Annotated in this window: 20 protein-coding genes and 1 tRNA gene; 9 read left to right on the top strand and 12 right to left on the bottom strand. The window is 34.2% G+C overall.

What is annotated here, in order from left to right:
* Positions 1-157 precede the first annotated feature (157 nt).
* The 4 genes from JJL45_RS14295 to folP form a co-directional block, all read right to left on the bottom strand.
* On the bottom strand, positions 158-706 hold the full coding sequence (locus tag JJL45_RS14295) for a hypothetical protein (RefSeq protein ID WP_068603638.1): 549 nt from the start codon (positions 704-706) through the stop codon (positions 158-160).
* A 66-nt stretch (positions 707-772) separates the two neighbouring features.
* Positions 773-1,558 (bottom strand): diadenylate cyclase CdaA, encoded by a 786-nt coding sequence (gene cdaA, locus JJL45_RS14290; protein WP_067151295.1) that lies wholly within the window; start codon positions 1,556-1,558, stop codon positions 773-775.
* A 38-nt stretch (positions 1,559-1,596) separates the two neighbouring features.
* On the bottom strand, positions 1,597-2,256 hold the full coding sequence (locus JJL45_RS14285; protein ID WP_202664179.1) for a hypothetical protein: 660 nt from the start codon (positions 2,254-2,256) through the stop codon (positions 1,597-1,599).
* A gap of 6 nt (positions 2,257-2,262) precedes the next feature.
* A complete protein-coding gene (folP, locus tag JJL45_RS14280) occupies positions 2,263-3,087 on the bottom strand; it encodes a dihydropteroate synthase (protein ID WP_068603634.1) in 825 nt (274 codons plus the stop codon).
* A gap of 104 nt (positions 3,088-3,191) precedes the next feature.
* Between folP and JJL45_RS14275 the strand changes: the two genes are divergently transcribed.
* From JJL45_RS14275 to tpiA, 5 genes are all read left to right on the top strand, one after another.
* Positions 3,192-3,737, top strand: a complete 546-nt coding sequence (locus tag JJL45_RS14275) for a DUF1599 domain-containing protein (protein WP_067151303.1) — start codon at positions 3,192-3,194, stop codon at positions 3,735-3,737.
* The gene (locus JJL45_RS14270) at positions 3,738-4,832 is read left to right on the top strand and encodes a BT_3928 family protein (protein ID WP_068603632.1); all 1,095 of its coding nucleotides are present in this window, start codon (positions 3,738-3,740) and stop codon (positions 4,830-4,832) included.
* 42 nt (positions 4,833-4,874) lie between these two features.
* Positions 4,875-5,951 (top strand): ABC transporter permease, encoded by a 1,077-nt coding sequence (locus JJL45_RS14265; RefSeq protein WP_068603630.1) that lies wholly within the window; start codon positions 4,875-4,877, stop codon positions 5,949-5,951.
* Between the two features lie 73 nt (positions 5,952-6,024).
* On the top strand, positions 6,025-6,516 hold the full coding sequence (locus JJL45_RS14260) for a TlpA family protein disulfide reductase (protein ID WP_068603628.1): 492 nt from the start codon (positions 6,025-6,027) through the stop codon (positions 6,514-6,516).
* Positions 6,517-6,550: 34 nt separating this feature from the next.
* A complete protein-coding gene (tpiA, locus tag JJL45_RS14255) occupies positions 6,551-7,300 on the top strand; it encodes a triose-phosphate isomerase (RefSeq protein ID WP_068603626.1) in 750 nt (249 codons plus the stop codon).
* A 556-nt stretch (positions 7,301-7,856) separates the two neighbouring features.
* On the opposite strand, the gene JJL45_RS14250 is transcribed toward tpiA, so the two are convergent.
* A complete protein-coding gene (locus tag JJL45_RS14250; RefSeq protein ID WP_068603624.1) occupies positions 7,857-8,342 on the bottom strand; it encodes an ASCH domain-containing protein in 486 nt (161 codons plus the stop codon).
* 313 nt (positions 8,343-8,655) lie between these two features.
* On the opposite strand from JJL45_RS14250, the gene prmA reads away from it, so the two are divergent.
* On the top strand, positions 8,656-9,492 hold the full coding sequence (gene prmA, locus JJL45_RS14245) for a 50S ribosomal protein L11 methyltransferase (protein WP_068603623.1): 837 nt from the start codon (positions 8,656-8,658) through the stop codon (positions 9,490-9,492).
* Positions 9,493-9,505: 13 nt separating this feature from the next.
* The gene (locus JJL45_RS14240) at positions 9,506-9,781 is read left to right on the top strand and encodes an ATP-dependent Clp protease adaptor ClpS (protein WP_067151326.1); all 276 of its coding nucleotides are present in this window, start codon (positions 9,506-9,508) and stop codon (positions 9,779-9,781) included.
* A 127-nt stretch (positions 9,782-9,908) separates the two neighbouring features.
* Here the strand turns inward: JJL45_RS14240 and JJL45_RS14235 are convergent, their stop codons facing one another.
* The 5 genes from JJL45_RS14235 to JJL45_RS14215 all read right to left on the bottom strand — a co-directional run bounded on the left by JJL45_RS14235 (position 9,909) and on the right by JJL45_RS14215 (position 13,928).
* Positions 9,909-11,321: an MBL fold metallo-hydrolase gene (locus tag JJL45_RS14235; protein WP_068603620.1), complete on the bottom strand. Its 1,413-nt coding sequence runs from the start codon at positions 11,319-11,321 to the stop codon at positions 9,909-9,911.
* Between the two features lie 93 nt (positions 11,322-11,414).
* A complete protein-coding gene (locus JJL45_RS14230; protein ID WP_068603618.1) occupies positions 11,415-12,221 on the bottom strand; it encodes a sulfite exporter TauE/SafE family protein in 807 nt (268 codons plus the stop codon).
* A 2-nt stretch (positions 12,222-12,223) separates the two neighbouring features.
* Entirely contained in the window at positions 12,224-12,637 is a 414-nt protein-coding gene (locus tag JJL45_RS14225; protein WP_067151335.1) for a DUF6691 family protein, read from the bottom strand.
* A 15-nt stretch (positions 12,638-12,652) separates the two neighbouring features.
* Positions 12,653-13,210 (bottom strand): YeeE/YedE family protein, encoded by a 558-nt coding sequence (locus JJL45_RS14220; protein WP_068603616.1) that lies wholly within the window; start codon positions 13,208-13,210, stop codon positions 12,653-12,655.
* Between the two features lie 88 nt (positions 13,211-13,298).
* On the bottom strand, positions 13,299-13,928 hold the full coding sequence (locus tag JJL45_RS14215) for a Crp/Fnr family transcriptional regulator (protein WP_067151342.1): 630 nt from the start codon (positions 13,926-13,928) through the stop codon (positions 13,299-13,301).
* A gap of 161 nt (positions 13,929-14,089) precedes the next feature.
* On the opposite strand from JJL45_RS14215, the gene JJL45_RS14210 reads away from it, so the two are divergent.
* Positions 14,090-14,163 (top strand) — tRNA-Arg (locus JJL45_RS14210).
* Between the two features lie 389 nt (positions 14,164-14,552).
* On the opposite strand, the gene JJL45_RS14205 is transcribed toward JJL45_RS14210, so the two are convergent.
* Entirely contained in the window at positions 14,553-15,848 is a 1,296-nt protein-coding gene (locus JJL45_RS14205) for an IS1380 family transposase (protein ID WP_202664122.1), read from the bottom strand.
* 760 nt (positions 15,849-16,608) lie between these two features.
* On the opposite strand from JJL45_RS14205, the gene JJL45_RS14200 reads away from it, so the two are divergent.
* On the top strand, positions 16,609-17,838 hold the full coding sequence (locus tag JJL45_RS14200; RefSeq protein ID WP_068601794.1) for a hypothetical protein: 1,230 nt from the start codon (positions 16,609-16,611) through the stop codon (positions 17,836-17,838).
* A gap of 299 nt (positions 17,839-18,137) precedes the next feature.
* Here JJL45_RS14200 and JJL45_RS14195 read toward each other — a convergent pair whose 3' ends face one another.
* On the bottom strand, positions 18,138-20,132 hold the full coding sequence (locus JJL45_RS14195) for a DUF349 domain-containing protein (RefSeq protein WP_068601796.1): 1,995 nt from the start codon (positions 20,130-20,132) through the stop codon (positions 18,138-18,140).
* Positions 20,133-20,227 lie beyond the last annotated feature (95 nt).

The following is a 20,227-nucleotide window of genomic DNA, read 5'->3' as shown; positions in this document are numbered from 1 at the left end:
TCGGTTGAGCACAAGCCATATTTTTAAATTTTACTATTATGTTTATTATTGGAAATCGTCAAATTTAAAAATTTGGCGACTTTTCAAATATACCTTAACTTTGTTTAAGCAACTAATTAGCTATGAGCTATATACCTTGTTGTAACACGTTTTTTATTTAGTATAATTTTTTACTTATTTTCATTACTTGTAAACTGTCATTTTGTTTATCCATAAAAAAAGCGGAAGGACCGAGTGGATTCGCAATAGCTAAAATTCCATAATCTTTATTAAACATTACTGGACTCATTCCGTCAATAATCGGCTCTTTCATTTCGTACATATCAAACCAAATTTCAGAGTTCGAGTTACTCCAAAAAGTATTGCTTTCATATTTTACGTAATCGGTAAAGTCAAATTGAATTTCTTGATTTTTGGTCAAGTAACTTACTTTAAAATTCCGAGTTGAATCTGTCGTACTTTTATATTCATATTTGATTACAGAATCACGAACGGTTTTTATGAGTAAATATTCCGTTCTAAGTTTCAGATTGTCATTAGATGATATTCCGTATAAATATCTCGATTCCGTAAAAATTGATTTTGGGTCGGTAGGTATTTCAGCGTATCTCTTTTGAACATAAAAGAATAAAAAAATAACATAAGCTAAAGCCGAAACTACAATTATAGCAAATACGAAAATTAATATGTTTTTAGTTTTTCTCAAATTTGTTACAACTACAATATATCAACAATTAAAAGAAACTTTTTGTAGGCATACCCCAAACCCCTCCTAAACCAAATCACTTTTAATAATTTGTTTTAGTTCATTCAAATCACTGTAAACCACAAATTCCCCATCTTTAAAACAAGAGATGTGTCCAGTTTCTTCGCTAACAACAAGGGCCAGGGCATCGGTTTTTTCAGAAACTCCAATACCAGCTCGGTGGCGTAAACCAAAACGTTTCGGGATGTTTTTTTCGTTATTTACAGGAAGGATAACACGGGTGGCTTTTACTGTGTTGTGGTTTATAATTATCGCGCCATCGTGCAGCGGACTATTCTTAAAGAAAATGCTTTCTATGATGGGTTGAGTGACTTTAATATTCATTTCGTCACCCGACTCCGATAAAAAATCTAGGTTGTTGTTGCGTTCAAAAACAATTAAGGCGCCTGTTTTGGATTGCGCCATTTTATTACATGCCGAAATGATGGCATCAACATCGGTTTCATTACTGTTTTCAGTTTTAAGAAAATTAAGTTGCTTAAATAATTTACCACGGCGACCAAAATTGGTTGAGCCGACCATGAGTAGGAATTTCCTAATTTCAGGTTGAAAAACAACAATTAAAGCAATAATACCTACCTTCATAAAACCTCCAAAAATACTAGAAAGGAGTTCCATGTTTAGGAAATCGGTTAATCGCCACGCCCCATAAATAATAATAATTCCAATGAAAATATTAATGGCTACGGTACCTTTCACTAAACGATATAGGTAGTAAAGGAGCAAAGCCACAAGAATAACATCGATAATATCAACTACCGTAAAATTTAAAATGTCTTTAAAAATTTCCAATGATTGTTGGGGTTTTTGGTAAATGTAATGAAATATGATTAATTGTAAAGAAACTCTTTTTTTGAGAATTTTAGAGGCCTACTGTTCTTGTTTTGAAACAAGGTTTTGTAATCAATATAGTCCTGAAAACTTAAATCTTCATGAAAACATAAGGTTATGGTGCTGCCGGTCGTATAAATTTTATTCAAGTCAGAAAACAGGTCATCTGAATTAGATTTGATGTTTTCTATTGCTTTGTCATTTTGATCAACCGTTATGTTATCGTTGTTGTCAAACCGCACTATAATTTGATGTCTTGTAGTATTTGAAATGCTATCTTCAATTGTATAAACCACGTCTGTAAAGTCGATAAATCCTAAGGTTTTTCTACTTAAATCATGACAAGTATAATAGTTTCTGGCGTTTTCGTTTTTATGACTAGAATTGTTTTTTTTGTCCTGAAGGAATTTAATCTTCGGAATAACCTGTTTTAAGCTTAATCGTTTGTCGACATTAATAAGCCAGTTGGTTGAAACTATTAAGTTTTTTCTATTTAGTTCTATACTATCCGTTTGGGTCTCATCGTAAAACAAATAGCCAGGTGAGACATCGTTAATTTCAGAAATTTCAGAATGATTTATCTCTGGTAATTCTAGTACTTTTTCATTTCCGCAGGAATTTAAAACCAACAGACAAAGGAATACAAAATTCAGTTTCATGGTTTATTATGAATTTAGGGCATCAACCAATGTTATACATTCTACAGCTTCTTTAACATCGTGAACTCTTAAAATCGAAGCACCTTTTTGTAAGGCTATCGTGTTTAATACTGAAGTACCGTTTAGAGCCTTTTGGGCATCAGTTTGTAGTTTTTTGTAAATCATGGATTTTCTTGAGAGACCGATAAGCATCGGTTTATCGGTCATTTTTAGAAGTTCCAGTTTGTTGAGAAGTTCATAATTCTGCTCTAAATTTTTAGCAAATCCGAAGCCAGGATCTACAATCACATCAATAATCCCAAGTGCTTTTGCAGCGGCTAAACGTTCCGAAAAATAGAATAAAACATCTTTTATCATATCGTTATAATCGGTTTGCTGTTGCATGGTTTTTGGTGTGCCCCGCATATGCATCATAATGTAGGGTGCTTTTAATTTAGCAACAGTATCTAACATATTACTATCTAATTTTCCAGCTGAAATATCGTTAATCAAGGCAGCTCCAGCGTGTATACATTGCTTAGCAACCTCACTTCTAAAGGTATCTATGGAAAGTAAAATATCTGGAAAATTTATTACAAGCGATTTTACAATTGGTAGAATACGGTTTAATTCTTCAGTTTCGCTCACATCATCGGCGTTGGGGCGGGAGCTATATGCACCAACATCGATAAAAGTAGCACCTTCTTTCAGCATTTTATCTACAGCTAAAAGTACTTCTTTTTCATTTTTATGAGCACCACCATCATAAAATGAGTCTGGTGTTATATTTAATATTCCCATGACTTTTGGGGTTGATAAATCGATGAGTTGTCCTTTGCAATTTATAGTCATTGATGTGGTTTTGTGAGGTCTAGGAATATAAATCGAAGATTAAGCCTTAAACCTTTGAACATTCTAATAATTTATGCGAAATTTACGCAAAATTCAATTTATTTATGCAAGATACTTCAAAACAATACGACGCTGTCATAGATATCTGTAAAAGTTTATTCACAAAGAAAATGAGCGATTATGGCTGTGCCTGGAGAATCTTGAGACTACCATCATTAACCGATCAAATTTTTATTAAAGCCCAACGTATTCGTGGCTTACAAGAAAATGACGTTCAAAAAGTAAATGAGGGTCAGGAAAGTGAGTTTATAGGGATTATAAACTATAGTATTATGGCATTAATTCAAATAGAAAAGGGCGTTGTAGAACAACCTGATTTATCTCATGATGAAGCTATAGACCTATACACAAAAATGGCCGCTGCAACTAAAAAACTGATGGAGGACAAAAATCACGATTATGGCGAAGCTTGGCGTGATATGCGTGTGAGTAGCTTAACCGATTTAATATTACAAAAGTTACTACGTGTGAAACAAATTGAAGATAATCAAGGAAAAACTATTGTAAGTGAAGGTATTGATGCGAATTATCAAGATATGATTAATTACGCGATTTTCGCTATGATTCACTTAAATGCAGGTAAAAAATAAATGAGAGTATTAGTAGCCATTTCTAGAATTTTTGTAGGTGTTTTATTTATAATTTCAGGGTTAATTAAGCTGAACGACCCCCTAGGATTTTCTTATAAATTACAGGAATATTTTAGTGCCGATGTACTAAATATGGAATTTCTAATCCCATATGCTTTAGGGATTTCTGTACTAGTAGTGGTTTTCGAAGTTGTTTTAGGTGTATTCTTATTAATAGGGTATAAACCTAAATTTACGGTTTGGAGCTTACTGTTAATGATTGTGTTTTTCACTTTTTTAACTTTCTATTCGGCTTATTTCGATAAAGTAAAAGATTGCGGCTGCTTTGGCGATGCCCTTAAACTAACCCCATGGGAAAGCTTTATTAAGGATGTCATACTTCTGGTTTTTATATTAATATTATTTGTAGGCGTAAAATACATACATCCTGTTTTTGGAAAACTACAAACCACCATTTTCGCTTTATTGAGTTTTATTTTAAGTTTATGGTTTGGTTTTCATGTTTTAGAACATTTACCTGCCGTCGATTTTAGAGCCTATAAAATTGGAGCCAATATTTCAGAAGGGATGTCTGTTCCAGAAGACGCGCCTAAACCAATACAAGAATATAGCTGGACCTTTAATGTAAATGGCGAGGAAAAAACGATAAAAACAAATGGTTCTTACCCGTCGGTAGATGGCGATTTTGTTGGTGTTGAAACCAAGGTGATTCAAGAAGGATACCAACCACCTATTTACGATTTCTCTATTGAAAGTGATGAAGAAGACCTCACAGCACAATTTTTAGCTGAGGAAAAACTCATTGTAGTAGTTTCTTATAGCTTGGAGAATATTGAAAAAAATGGAGCATTGAAGTTAAAAAGTCTTCAAGATGAAGCCCGTAAAAAAGGCTATAAAATTATAGGGTTAACCGCTTCAGGTGAAGACGCTAAACAACGCATTAAAGAAACTTATAATATCGATTTTGAGTTTTATTTATGTGATGAAAAAGCTTTAAAAACTGTGGTTCGTTCTAATCCAGGCGTGTTAGAACTCGATAAAGGTACCGTGATGCAAAAAGTGCATTGGAATGACATCGAAGATTTAAACCTTTAAATCTGAAGAGATGATCATTAAAAAAAATAAATTTATAACTGTTTGATAGGATATTTATTAAATAAAATAGGATATGCTTTACTCACACTCTTTGGGGTGGTTACGGTCATATTCTTTTTATTTAATGTACTTCCCGGCGATCCTGCTCAAATGATGTTGGGGCAAAATGAAGACAGCGAGCAACTCCAATTAATAAAGCAGAAATATGGTTTCGATAAATCGACCACAACACAATACTTATATTATCTAAACGATTTATCTCCCATTTCTATACACTCCAATTCGGAGGACGATTACACCTATCTAAAGCCAGGGAAATATCATGAAAACCGTTTGTTTTCAGTAGGAAATAAAACTGTAGTTTTAAAATTACCTTACTTGCGAGAGTCTTTTACCAAACAAGGGAAATTGGTGAGTCAGGTGCTAAGCGAAACTTTACCTAATACCTTCGTTTTAGCCATTACGGCTATTGTTATTGCCATGCTTTTAGGGGTGTTTCTAGGTGTTGTTTCTGCCTTAAACAAAGATACTTGGCTCGACAAATGCATTCAAATTATAAGTACTTTTGGGATGAGTGTTCCTTCATTTTTTAGCGCCATTTTGTTTGCTTGGTTATTCGGATTTGTATTACATAAGTATACCCATTTAGAAATGACGGGGAGCTTGTACGAGTTAGACGATTTTGGTGAAGGCATGCATATCAGATGGAAAAACTTGATTCTTCCAGCCATCGTTTTAGGAATAAGACCTTTGGCTGTGGTTATTCAGCTTATGCGTAATTCCTTATTGGAAGTTTTTAATCAGGATTATATCAGAACCGCGAGAGCGAAAGGCTTAAGCGAGTTTCAAATTATTAGAAAACATGCCATTAAAAACGCCTTAAATCCTGTGGTTACAGCCATTTCGGGATGGTTTGCTTCTATGCTTGCAGGAGCGGTTTTTGTAGAGTATATTTTTGGTTGGAACGGCTTAGGTAAAGAAATCGTGAATGCCTTAAATACATTAGATTTACCCGTTATCATGGGGGCTGTACTTATCATTGCTTTACTTTTTATCATCATTAATATTTTTGTAGACCTTATTTATGTTTGGTTAGATCCTAAAGTAAAGCTAGAATAATAAAGCACATTTCTAATGTTAGGTTGATGCTTAAAGCGAGACCGATTCATTTAACAATAAACATACTTCAATAATGAAAAAAATAGTCACTTTACTTATCGTTTTAATCAGTATAACCTCTTGCAACTCACAAACCCCAACAAAATTTTCAGAAGAAGCCTTAAATGATGTATTTTTAGGCTTGAAAGGCGAGAAAACGGTTTTTAAAGATATCTTAAGTGCTCATAAAGGCAAAGATATCGTTATAGACGTTTGGGCGTCATGGTGTAGCGATTGTATTAAAGGCATGCCTAAAGTGAAAGCATTGCAGAAAAACCACCCTGATGTGGCCTATGTATTTTTATCTTTGGATAGAAAACTTGATGCATGGAAACATGGCATTAAAAAATATGAAGTCGAGGGGGAGCATTACTATCTCGAAAATGGAAAGAAAAGTCCGTTTGGAGATTTTGTAAATATCGATTGGATACCACGATATATGGTGGTTGATGCCGAAGGAAATATTAAGTTATTCAAGGCAGTAGAAGCCGACGATAAAAGGATTGAACACATATTAAATAACTAAATAAAAACCTTGAAAAAACAAGGGACATACTACCATGAGAAAACAAATTGTAGCAGGAAACTGGAAAATGAACAACGATTTAGCGCAAACCGAAACGCTAATAACAAGCTTATCTAAACAAACAAAAACTACCGATGCCGAAGTTATGATTGCACCAGCAGCAACCAATTTATGGCATGCTTATAACAGTACTAAAGGTACAGGTATAGAAGTTGTAGCCCAAAACATGCATTTCGCTGAAAACGGTGCCTATACAGGCGAAGTTAGTGCAAGCATGCTAAAAAGTATCGGCATCAATACCGTGATATTAGGTCATAGTGAGCGTCGTGAGTACTTTAATGAAACCGATGAAACCTTAGCCAAAAAGGTAGATATGGCGCTTTCTAAAGGTATGCGTATCATTTTTTGTTTCGGTGAAGAGTTAGCCGATAGAAAAGCAGGAAAAGAAGAGGCCGTAGTTGGCAGTCAAATTAAAAATGCTTTATTCCACCTTACTGCAGCCGATTTTCAGAATATAGTTTTAGCCTATGAGCCAGTTTGGGCCATAGGAACAGGAGAAACGGCTACTGCCGAGCAAGCACAAGACATGCATGCATTTATTAGAAAAACATTAGCTGATAAATACGGAAACGATATTGCAGAAACAGTTTCTATTCTTTATGGTGGCAGTGTAAAACCAAACAACGCCGAGGAGATTTTCTCTAAGCCAGATGTAGATGGTGGTTTAATTGGAGGTGCTTCACTTAATGCCGAAGATTTTTTCGCCATAGTTAATGCGTTTTAATTCCTAACAACTTAGTTTATTTTCGTTAATTCGGAAATAGCTTTTAATATTTTGGGCGTTACCCCGATGAAAAATCGGGGTCGCGCTTTACGTTATATCTTTTTTTCCTAAGGTCAAAAAAGGATGCCACTTCAATCGCTAACGCGGTACCGCATGTATTTTCGTCATTCTGAAAGTGTTTCAGAATCTCAACCTCTAAATAAACCGTCAATTCAGAGTTATAACATTAAGTCTGTGAATAGTTCTAATCAATGATATTCAGTAGTGTCGTTGGTTTCGAGCGTAGGCGAGAAGCATTTAAAATAAAAATTCTCCTTGCTGCTTTTATCTTAATTTCAATTTTCAATCAACATGTGCGATACTGAAACGAGTTCAGTATGACGGCTTCATGGCTGCTACGTCATTCTGAACCTGATTCAGAATCTCATCCTAGATATGACTTGTTGAAAAGTGTTGCAAGGATGAATACAGTGAATAGTACTGTCAGTAAAACTAGTAGTGTAGTTGATGCCGATTGTAGACGATAACAATCAATGACTTATAGTTGTTTTGTGGTTTATTTTTCTACTTTATATATTGTTTTGAAATATTCACAAACGATAAGCATATTTTCATCAAACTTGTCTCCGTGAGGTTCCATTTCTCTTTTATAATAGGCTTCGTGAACCTTTTTCCAGTGGTCTAAGGATTTATCGCCTTCGCCTTCCATTGCTGCAAAATCTGCGGTGATTTTATTGTAAGGAACCTGTTCTATTTTGATAGTTTCAATTACTGCTTTGGCATTCCCATTCCAGTCTGTTACTATATATTGGTCATTAACTTTTGGAAGTGGTTCATTGTGCTTTTCAAACCACCATAATGATGTTGCTGTAGCCTGTTTTATGCCTTTAAAAACTAATTCAGCACATTCATCAGCGTCTTTTTTGTTATCGCAAAAATAAAAGGATATAGGTATTTCTTTTATTTTGTTATTAGGGTTGTCTTTTAGAAAGTTATTCCATAAGTTTTCTACTGACTTGTAATTCTTTTTTACTGTTTCCATATAATACTTATTACTTCCAGATATACAATTCAAAATAGTAAATGTAAAACTTAAAATAATTAATAATCTTATTCTATGATGTTTTAGGTTATAACATTACAACGAAACGAATTCAAATTCCTCTTCCATGTTTAATATTAATTTCATCATTAAGCAAGTTCATTTCATGATCAACTTGTGCGATACTGAAACGAGTTCAGTATGACGATTGCGCTATCAAATCAAACTTCCGTTAAGTTTAAGAACTCTTTATGAGAACAATTCGTATAATTTCGACATTTACTTCTATCTTTGTAGTCCGAAAAAAATAACTATGTCGAATATCATTTATATCGGGTACGAATTTAAGGTAACCCCTTTACAACCAGGTGTTGAGATTTTAATTGCAGAATTGGGCTATGCTGGTTTTGAAAGTTTTGTAGAAACCGAGCAAGGAACTACAGCCTACATTCAAAAGGAAGAATGGCATGCCAATATTTTAGATGATATTCAGATTTTGCAATCCGATGAATTTGAAATTTCATACGAATTCAACGAAATAGAGCAAACCAATTGGAATGCCGAATGGGAAAAGAATTTCAATCCTATTGTAGTTGATGATGTTTGTGCGGTAAGAGCGCCTTTTCATGAGAAATTCGATACCGAATACGATATTGTTATCGAACCTAAAATGAGTTTCGGAACCGGACATCATGAAACGACCCACATGATGATTCAGCATATTTTAAAAAATGATTTTTCGGGTAAATCGGTTTTAGATATGGGCTGCGGAACTGGCGTTTTGGCAATTCTAGCCGAGATGAAAGGCGCTCAACCTATTGATGCTGTCGATTATGACAACTGGTGTTATTTGAATAGTTTGGAGAATGTAGAGCGTAATAATTGCGAACATATCACCGTTATTGAAGGAGATGCTTCCGTGCTTGAGGGAAAAAATTACGACGTTATTATTGCTAACATCAACCGAAATATCTTATTACAAGACATGAAAACTTATGTGTCCTGTCTAAATGATAACGGTACCTTGTTTTTAAGCGGTTTCTATAATGATGATATTCCGGTTATTCAAGAAGCTTGTGAAGCGCTTCAGTTAAAATTTCAAGAGAAATTAGAGAGAAACAATTGGGTCGCTTTAAAATTTATAAATTAGTAATAAAAAAAAGATGAGTATTAAAGAAAAAACATCCGAAGAGGTACTGCTCGAGGAAGCGGTTTCAACTCAAAATGAAATAGTAGTGTATAATGATGATGTGAATACCTTCGATCATGTTATAGAAACGCTAATCTACGCCTGCGATCATACGGCAGAGCAAGCAGAACAATGTTCTTTGATAGTGCATTATAACGGAAAATGTACTGTAAAGACAGGTGATTACGACGACTTAAAGCCTCGCTGTACCATGCTTTTAGAGGCTGGTTTAAGTGCTGAAATCGTATAGTTTTCAGTAAACGGAATTAAATTTTATTCAGAAGGAAACCTCTGAGAAATAGAATGAAATAAAAAAGCCAAGATTTGACAAAGGTTAAATCTTGGCTTTTTTTATTTAAAGTATCGCGTTATTCACATTATAAAGTTGACGGACAAACAAAATTGGTTGTTGGCAAATCGGAGTTTTTGATGGCACCAAAACCACCAGCAATATCAATTAATTTGTTAAAACCTCTAGCTTTTAAAATAGATGCTGCAATTACCGAACGATAACCACCAGCACAATGCACGTAATATTCTTGGTTTTTATCAATAGCCGACATATTATCATTAATATAATCTAAAGGAAAGTGTTTAATATTATTACCTTCTAAGTGTTGCGATTTGTATTCACCATCTTTACGAACATCTAAAACCTGAATAGAGTCACTTTTAAATCGATTCGAAAATTCATCCACGTTTATTGAAGTAATCGATTCAACATCTTTGCCTGCTTGTTTCCAAGCTTCAATACCGCCTTCTAAATACCCTAAAGTATGGTCATAACCAACGCGCGATAAACGCGTCACGGTTTCTTCTTCTTTACCTTCTGGGGTAATTAATAGGATAGGTTGCTTTAAATCGGTTATCAAAGCGCCAACCCAAGGGGCAAATCCACCATGAATACCAATAAATATAGAATTCGGAATGTGTGCCTTTACAAATTCAGTTTCATGTCTTACATCTAATACCAAAGCGCCTTCTTCGTTTGCTAAATGTTCAAATGCTTCTGGTGTTAAAGGGGTGTTTCCTCTTTCTAGTACCGTTTCAAACTCATGGTATCCCGATTTATTCATCATGGCATTTTTTGCAAAATACTGTGGTGGTGGAGCAATACCGTCTAACACTTCTTTTACAAATTCAGCTTTAGTCATATCGCCTCTTAAAGCATAGTTTGTCTTTTTTTGTTCACCTAAAACACCTACGGTTTCTTTACTTAGATTTTTTCCACATGCCGAACCAGCGCCATGAGCAGGGTAAACAATGGTGTCATCTGGTAATGTCATGATTTTGTTTCTTAAAGAATCAAAAAGCATCCCAGCTAAATCTTCTTTAGTTAAATCCGATTTAATCGCTAAATCAGGTCGGCCAACATCACCTAAAAATAAAGTGTCTCCCGAGAAAATAGCGTGTTCTTTACCGTTTTCATCTATTAGTAAAAAGGTTGAAGACTCTAAGGTGTGCCCCGGGGTGTGTAGTACTTTTATGGAAATATTTCCAAGTTTAAAAACTTCATTGTCTTTTGCCGCATAGATGTCGTAATCGGTTTTAGCACCAGGACCAAAAACGATGGTTGCGCCTGTTTTTTTAGCCAAATCGATATGTCCAGATACAAAATCGGCGTGAAAATGCGTTTCAAAAATATACTTAATGGTGGCATTTTCGGCTTCAGCTTTATCCACATACTGTTGAGTTTCACGTAGCGGATCGATAATGGCTACTTCACCTTCAGATTCGATATAATACGCGCCTTGAGCTAAACAACCAGTATATATTTGTTCAATTTTCATAATCTTATATTTTTTTATTTCCTAGAAAAAGGAAATTTTATTGTTTTATTTATGTATTCAAAAGTATAAAACCCTTGAAGATTACTTTGTAACTTATATAACATGAAGTTCCAATAGTTCTCTATATATAATAAAGGTTGCCATAATCAATACAAAAACACCAAAGCTTTGTTTTAGCTTTTTAGCGCTGACGTATTTTGAAAAAGCCCCACCTACTAAAATACCTAACACGGAAATAGCAGTAAAGGTTAAAAGGAAAACCCATTCAATGTCTAATGTTTGAACATCCCCTAAAAAACCTATTAATGAATTAATCGTTACTATAATTAATGAGGTGCCTACGGCTTTTTTCATAGGAATATTGGCCCAAAGTACTAAAGCGGGAACGTATAAAAATCCGCCACCGGCGCCTATTAAACCCGTAATCACGCCTATGGTGATTCCTTGAATAAAGGTTTTGTAATAGGCTTGCTTTCCTGTTGTAGGTGTTATATTTTTTTTCTTTTTTATCATGGAAATTGCGGCAAAAAGCATGATGAATGCGAAAAAGACCATGATGGTTATGTCTTTAGTAAGCTGCAAACTACCAACGGTTAAAAGAGTGTCTGGAATGCTAGGAACTAAAAAGCGTCTTGAGAGATAAACCGCCATAAATGATGGAAATGAAAAGGCTAAACCTATTTCAAAATCTACCAATCCTTTTTTGTATTTATGATAGGTTCCAACTAACGATGAAATACCAACAACAAAAAGTGAATAGGCCGTAGCCACAACCGGGTTATACCCAAGAAGGTAAACAAGTAATGGTACCGTAAGTATGGAACCTCCACCGCCAATTAAACCCAAAACAAGACCTACAATTAGAGCGCCAAAATAACCTATAATGTGGATGCTGTCCATATTTAATGCGGCAGTTTATTTTTTAATAAACCATAGATGAATGTCCCTAAAAGAGCGGCTGCAATAACAATAAGCATACTCCAAACTCCCGTGCCTAAAAGAATGTACATGGGGCCAGGACAAGCACCTATAAGCGCCCAGCCAAGTCCGAAAATAGTGCCCCCAATGATGTATCGGGCAAAACCATTTTCCTTTTTTGGAACATATAAGTCGGCCCCTTGCATGGTTTTAATATGGCCGCGTTTTGATATTTGTAAAAACAATACACCAACAGCAATAGCTGTTCCTATAATGCCATACATGTGAAAGGATTGAAAACGGAACATTTCGTAAATGCGGTACCAAGAAACGGCTTCCGATTTAACTAATACAATACCAAAGAAGATACCTACGAGTAAGAATTTTATAAATTTCATGTGTTTCGTTTAATTTTAAAATAAGAGTGGTAAAATGAGATTAGCCATAATAAGGCCACCGATAAAGAAACCAATCACAGCAATTAGTGAAGGCTTTTGTAAGCTACTTAAGCCTGTAATAGCATGGCCAGAAGTACAACCACCGGCATAGCGTGTTCCAAAACCTACTAAAAGGCCACCAACAATTAAAAGAATAATGTTTTTTGGAGTAGCCAAAGCCTCTAAACTAAATATTTCATTAGGTACTAATGTAGTTCCTGGGGATTCAAAACCCATATGTTGAAGTTCTGCAACCGTAGTGGGATTTAAGGTTGTTCCGCTGTCGTTAGATAAGTAGGTAACGGCGATGTATCCACCAATTATGGCACCAAGTACAACCGTTAGGTTCCATAGTTGGTCTTTCCATTTAAAATTAAAAAAATCGGAGAATTTACCTGCTCCACCAATGGCACACATGGTTCTTAAGTTCGAAGACATACCAAATGTTTTACCGAAGTAGAGTAGAAGCGCCATAACAATGGCGATAAGTGGGCCAGAAATATACCAAGGCCACGGGTTTAAAATATGTTCCATGCTATTAATTTTACCACAAAAGTATGGTGTAGATCATACAAACTTTGTGATAAATGTTACCTAAGCAGGGACGGGGGCCTATGAAAAATTATAGGATTTCAATTTTGTTTCGGCTTAGTACAATTTTGTTTTCGTTTTCTAATTGTTTTAAAAGTCTCGAAACCACCACACGCGAGGTGTGTAAATCTTCTGCGATATCTTGATGTTTAATAATGATATTTTTAGATTCATGGAGTACGGTTTTATTAACGAGATATTTATATAAACGCTCGTCCATTTTCATAAAGGCTAGATTGTCAATAGCTTCTAGCATTTCATCAAATCGATTTTGATAACTTTCTAAGATAAAGTTGCGCCAGCTTTCATTATTCTGAAACCACTTTTGCATATATGAAACAGGAATCATGATAAGGCTAGAGTCGCTCTCGGCAACCGCACGTATTTTACTTTTTGCGGTGCCAATGCAGCAGGTTAACGACATGGTGCAAGTTTCTCCAGCTTCTAAGAAATAAATAAGTAATTCGTTGCCATCTTGATCTTCTCTCAAAATTTTAATATTTCCACTTAATAAAAGGGGGATAAATTTGAGCGTTTGATTTACATCAATGATAATTTCATCCTTTTTAAAAGTTTTATTTATACCTATCTCAAAAATTTCGTCAATAAGTGCTTGGTCTAAGATATTATGGTATAGTTTTCTTAAAAGATTCTCTTTCATGAGGTTATATTTGTTTTTGTGTGATTTAGTCACATCTAAATCAATTAAATTACAAAATTAAATGGATGCTCAGATGTTTTTTCAAAAGTAATGATTAGAAAATTGATGAAAATGTTTGCATATGTTTTAAATAAAAATGTATATTTGCACCCACAAAATAAGGCCGCGTGGCGCAACTGAATAGCGCACTTGATTACGGCTCAAGAGGTTCCAGGTTTGAATCCTGGCGCGGTCACTAGAGTTAAAAAAGCTTCCAAGAAATTGGGAGCTTTTTTTGTTTGGTTTTTTGGAAAACGAATCTTAATTAATTCACACACAACAAAAGGGGATCAAAGACAACAATTAAATAACTAGATTTTTTTTTAATAGAATTGCTAAGAAATTACCCGATAGCGCGGACTTGCACCTTAAATCCGTAGGTTATAGTATTTTGTTTAGCTGTAATGATTTCTGGTAGTATTTCTCATTTTTTCAGGTGTTAAATGTTTGAAGTTTTTAAGGTTCTTGTGTTTGTGTTTGATCTGTTTGCTTACACAAGGAAGCTACTGTATATAGGATAGCCCCAACTTTGTTGGGGTTTAATTTTTTTTACATTAAACTGTTGGGGCTTGACACTTTTCTTTGTTAAGTTTTAAAGTGAATAATTCCATACACCCTTAATTTATATTGCCTAGCCGTTTTTATCCATTTGGCAGGAATGGATATAAATCTAAAGATGAATTTTTTAATTCTATAGTTTGCCTTTAATCCCTTAAATCGTTTGGAAAACCGTTCTATAATATACTGATACAAATTCCTGCACATAGCAGTAAATAACAGAAAAACTGTATTTTGCTCTAATTTTGAAAACGGCAAGTTGTTCCATCCAAAGTCATTCTTGAGAATATCAAATTCTTTTTCAATCGCTCCACGTTGATTATAAAAATCAACAACTTCATTGATGGACATCGAAAAGTCGTTGGTCAATATCGCTGAATACAAATAAGCATCTTTAGTAAATAAATTTACCTGTTTGTCATTACGCTCTATTTTACTTACAACAAGCCTGTATTCCTTAGTTTTATGGAGTTGTTTTTTTCGTTTTAATGATCTTATAAAGGGAGTGAATTTTATTTCTCCTCTGAAAATTGTTTCGGAGCCGACCCTTTGTTCAGACCAGTTAGTTATTTCAGATATCCTTTTAGCCAATGCGTCGCTCATACATGCTCTAATAAAGAATCGATTAACTTTTGTAGAAATAAAATCAACCACATTAACTTGATAAGAAGCTGCATCGGCTCTAAAAGCATCAATTTGTATTCCTTGATTTTCGAGTTCATAAAACATTCTAGTTAATGTTTCTAACTGTAAATCTTTGGCTGCACTATTTCCATTTCGATTTTCAACATAAACAATATTATTCTTAATTATCCCCACTCCTGGGCAGTATCCAGAGCCCTTTTTGTAAGTTCTTATGCTGTCTTTCTTATTGGTGTATAGAATCGTATTGTCATAATCTAAAATATGATCATTCGTGGTAGTTAAGTTCAACTTTTTCAATAATCTTAAATTCAACTCATTTAAAGTAAAGTTCAAGCCAAATTGATGTAAACTAGTGCCTCTGGGTAATGTAAAAAGGTCTTTTGTCTGTGATAATTCTTTGAATCTATCAAGAATCCTATCAGGACTTGGTACTCTAAAAAAAGGATTATCTCTTAGATGCTCTTTTAAGTTCAACGAGATATCTTCAATACAATCTCCTCCACAAAAATAGATAGACCAAAAGGAATATAATAAGTCTTTCCAACTATAAGAAGCTTGCTGTACTATATGTGGTAAATTGTTTTCAAGCAATGTGCCTAAACCAAGCTGTTCAAACTCATTGATAACAAAATTTAATCCTCCAAAAGGATTAATACGTTGAGATTTTATTATTTTCATAATGTGTTTTTGTAGCAACACCAATTTAGGTGAAAACACACAAAACCGCAAACCTTTGTAAACAAATAGTTTGCGGTTGTTTTTTACTCTATACCTACGGATTTAAGGTTGCAGTCCGTGCCCGTAATAATAAGTAATAACCAAGAAAGCTTTAACAAAGATGTAGGGGCATTTTTTGTTTAATTACGATAGTCATAAGAAGTTTAAAGAAAGTAAGGTGTTTTTTAGTTGAATTTAATTGCTCTATTTACTTTTAGGTTAAGGGTATTTGGGGTAAAAAGAGTGTGATAAGGGTGTGGATTTAGGCACGGACTGCAAGTTAGCGCTATCCGGGTTGCTATGTTCGATTAGGTAATGCTTTAGGTTACGACACCACATGTCGCCATTAATCATCCCAAACGGCTGTAAATTTGTAGTGTAATTAGAAGTAATTACGTTTTTTCATAAGTTAGTTTAGTTTTTAAAGATTAATGGAGCTGCTGTAGGTGTGGTTACCTGCAGCAGTTAATCTTTATTGAGATATAAACGATGAAAAATTTAAAGAGACCCAAGTAAATCATTATATATAGAAAAACCCTGTGGAGATATTTTTTCGCAGGGTTTTCACTTTTATGATTATAAGCTCTTATTGTGTGTCCTTTCTAGTACGATATTCAAATGGATTTTTAGTTACCTTTGGTTGTAAGAGATGTGTTTTACCATGATATTTAAAATTAATTGAGCATATTTCTACTTACTATGTAACTAAAAATAGAGGTAAATGAGGTGGTTCAGTTTATTTGTTTTGAGTGTTTCTACTTGTCTTTCTATTAATGCTCAAGAACGTTTTTTCACGTTAACATCAAAAGATTCTATTGGTCAGGCTCCAAAGTTTAAAAGTAGCTTGGGGGTTAATATGAAACTTAACGGCTATTTCGATGTTTTTGGTGGGCTGCAGGATTCTGACACATTTAACGTTGGAAAAATAAATGTATTTGGTTCCGATGATTCAAATAGTTTAAATGTTGATTTGTATCAAACGCAAATTAAATGGGAAACCACCTTGGTAATGCCTAACGGAAAGCAAATAAAAGCTATTGTTGAATCTGATTTTTGGGGAGGTAATGGAAGATTAAGACTAAGAAAGGCCTATGTTGAGACAGACCATTGGCAAATCGGACAAAACTGGAATAATTTTGGTGATGAAGACCTTTGGCCCAATATCATGGAATGGGAGGGACCACCTTCAGGAATATGGCTGCGTAACCCTCATATTAAATATATGAATAGCTTTGGTAGCCCCAAATGGAAATATGAGGTGAGTGTTGAAGCACCTCAAGATGATTACTTTGCTTATGAAGACATTCAGCCTTTTGTTGAAGATACACACCAAACAACTCCCGATTTCACCTTTGCGGTTACTTATAAACGTCAATGGGGCCACTTAAGAGCATCATCCATACTAAGGCATATCAACTATAAGCTTGAAGGGAATAAAGATTATTTTATGGGTTACGGACTCACTTTAAGTGGTATTTATAAACCTAATAAAAATAGTTTTCAATATCAAGTTGTGGGCGGTAAAGGCATATCTTCGTATTTAACCACCATTTCTGGTTTTGGTTACGATGGTTACCCTGAAGATAATAATATGTTTAAGGCTACACCTGCTTTTGGAGGCTGGATGGCTTATGAATATTTTTGGTCTGAAAAATGGCATACCAATGCCGTTTTTGGAATGACAAGTTTTAGTTTAACAGATTCATCACGCTATGTTTTAACCGATTCTTTAGATTTAACAGAAATTGCTGGAGATTTTGGGCATAACCAGTATTACGGAATTTTAAATGTGATGTATGATGCCTATGAGAGAATGGTTATTGGTCTGGAAGTCGATTACGGTATAAAACAATTAGATATTGAAGGTGGTGCCAATAATAACCTGTATTTAAATGATACTTTTCAACGTGATGCCTTACGATTGAGTTTCGGATTCATGTTTTTCTTCTAAAACTTTGCTTGTATATGAGATCCGACATCTTATGTCGTAAAAAAAACGATTAACCAGGCGTAAATTTGTAGTGTAATTAGAAGTAATTACATTTTTTTCATAAAGTTAGTTTAGTTTGGTTTTTAAAGATTAATGGAGCTGCTGTAGGTGTGGTTACCTACAGCAGTTAATCTTTATTTATTGAGAGTTTATGAAAATCACAAAATGACCCAAGTAAATCATTATATATAGAAAAACCCTGTGAATAATTGTTTTCACAGGGTTTTCGCTTTTTAAATATGTTTAAGAAGAACTCTTTATTAGTAGAGATCCTTAACTTTTCTAAGTTTAGATTTCCATAACTCTAAAGATTCTTCATGAAGTTTAATGTTGTTATGAACCTCCTTAACTAAAGGATTGTCATCTTCCACATTAGTAAAAAACTGTAAGTTGTTCTCCAATTGATTAATCTGACTTTTAACTTCGTCTATCTTCTTTCTAATGAATACTCGTTCATTGTCTAAGTTTCTGTTATCATCATCTGCAGCATTAAGGACATCCAATTTGTTTTCGTACTTAATCATTTCTGCCTCCACCTTGCCAAGATCTAAGTTAGATAACAGTTGATCGGTTGCTTTTTGAAACTTAGCATCAATATAACGTTTGTCTTGAGGGACACGACCTAAAGCCTGCCAATCTTTAATTTTCTCTTTAATTAACGCAATACTTTCTGTTTTGTCTTCAGGTAACTTAAGATCTTTTAAAGTATTTAAAAACTCGTTTTTCTTATTATAAGCTTCTATTTGTTCGGCGCTAGCAGCATTTCTTTTAGCATGAATTCTATCAAAATAGTAATTACAAGCCGCTTTAAATTGCTTCCAGATTTTATCGCTGTCTTTTCTAGGAACGTGACCAATTTTTTTCCATTCACTTTGAATTTTCTTCATTAATGGCGTCACCGTTTCAAAATCGTCACTTTCCTTATTGTCCTCGGCCACCTTAATCAAGTCTAATTTTAATTGAAGGTTTTTGTACTGTTCCTTTTTTAAATCTTTGTAAAAGCTATTTTTCTGTCTGTTAAAAGTTCTTACAGCCTCTTTAAACTCTGCCCATGTTTTTTCATTCACCTTTAAAGGCACTTTTCCGGCATTGAAAAATTCTTCTCGTAAGGCTTCAATTTGTTTAATTTTCTTCTGAAGCGTACCATGAGATTTACAACCCGTGGCGCTAATAGCTTTTATTTTTTCAATGATTTCAAGCTTCTTCTCTAGATTCTTTTCGTAGACTTTGTCAATTTCTTGGTAATAAACATGACGTTTGTCGTTAATAATTTTTGTAGCTGCTTTAAAACGCTCCCAGATTTCTTCACGATGCTCTTGGCCTACAGGACCAAGCTCTTCTTTCCACATTTTATGTAGTTCTTGAAGTTCTCTAAAAGCACGCATTACATTATCGTCCTTAGATAACTCTTCGGCACGCTCAATAATTAATAACTTTTTTTCTAGATTATGTTTGAAATCTAAATCACGTAAGTCGCGGTTTAAATGTAAGAAGTCATAAAACAACTCCACATGGTGGTGGTAGCTGTTCCAAGCATTGTTGTATTTGTCTCTTGGAATCGGACCAGTATTTCTCCAGCGTTCCTGTAGATCTTTAAAGTGTTTATAGGTGGTATTAATGTTTTCTTCAACGTTAATTAGTCCTTTTAACTCTTCAATAATCGCTAATTTATCTTCTAAATTTTGTTTTAAGTTTTTCTCTAAACTTTGGTAATGTTCATTAAGTTTTGTGCGGTATACTTTATAAGCATCCTTATATCTTTTTTGAACAGGAGATGAAAAGTAGAAGTCTATTTCATTGCCACCATCATTGATGAAATCTTCTTTTTTCTCATCAATAATAGATTGTAGTTTTTGCTTAAATTCTGAATTTATGCTATTAACATGGTTACGAATGGCTTGAATTTTTTCGGTTGAAACAAGGCGTTCCAACTCTATGGCCAAAGCTTCTAACGACATGGTGTCGTATTCTTTAACTTCTATTTTATGACGATCTTTATTTCCTTCATCTTCAGCGTCTTCAGCATTCGATTCGTCAATTTCATTTAAGACTTCATCTTGGTCATCAGCATCAGCTGAATTTTTAATAGTTTCTGATTCAGCACTTTCATTAGCGTCTTCAACAGAATTTACAGTTTCTACTTCAGCATTCGATGTTGATTCCAAGTTTTGATTCTCATTTAATTCTGTAGAATTTTCAATAGAATGAGGTGTATCAACTTCTTCCGGTTTTTGTGATTTCTCGTTGTCAGACATTTTTAAAAATGTTAAGGTTCATCAATTATTTTCGAGTTTAAAGATACTAACAAGTAAAGTATAAACAAAGGACATGCTAGTGTTTTAACTTATTT

Origin of the sequence: Tamlana sp. s12 (genome assembly GCF_016767215.1) — a bacterium.
Taxonomy (GTDB): Bacteria; Bacteroidota; Bacteroidia; order Flavobacteriales; family Flavobacteriaceae; genus Pseudotamlana; species Pseudotamlana agarivorans.
This window is presented reverse-complemented; position numbering and strand designations above follow the sequence as displayed.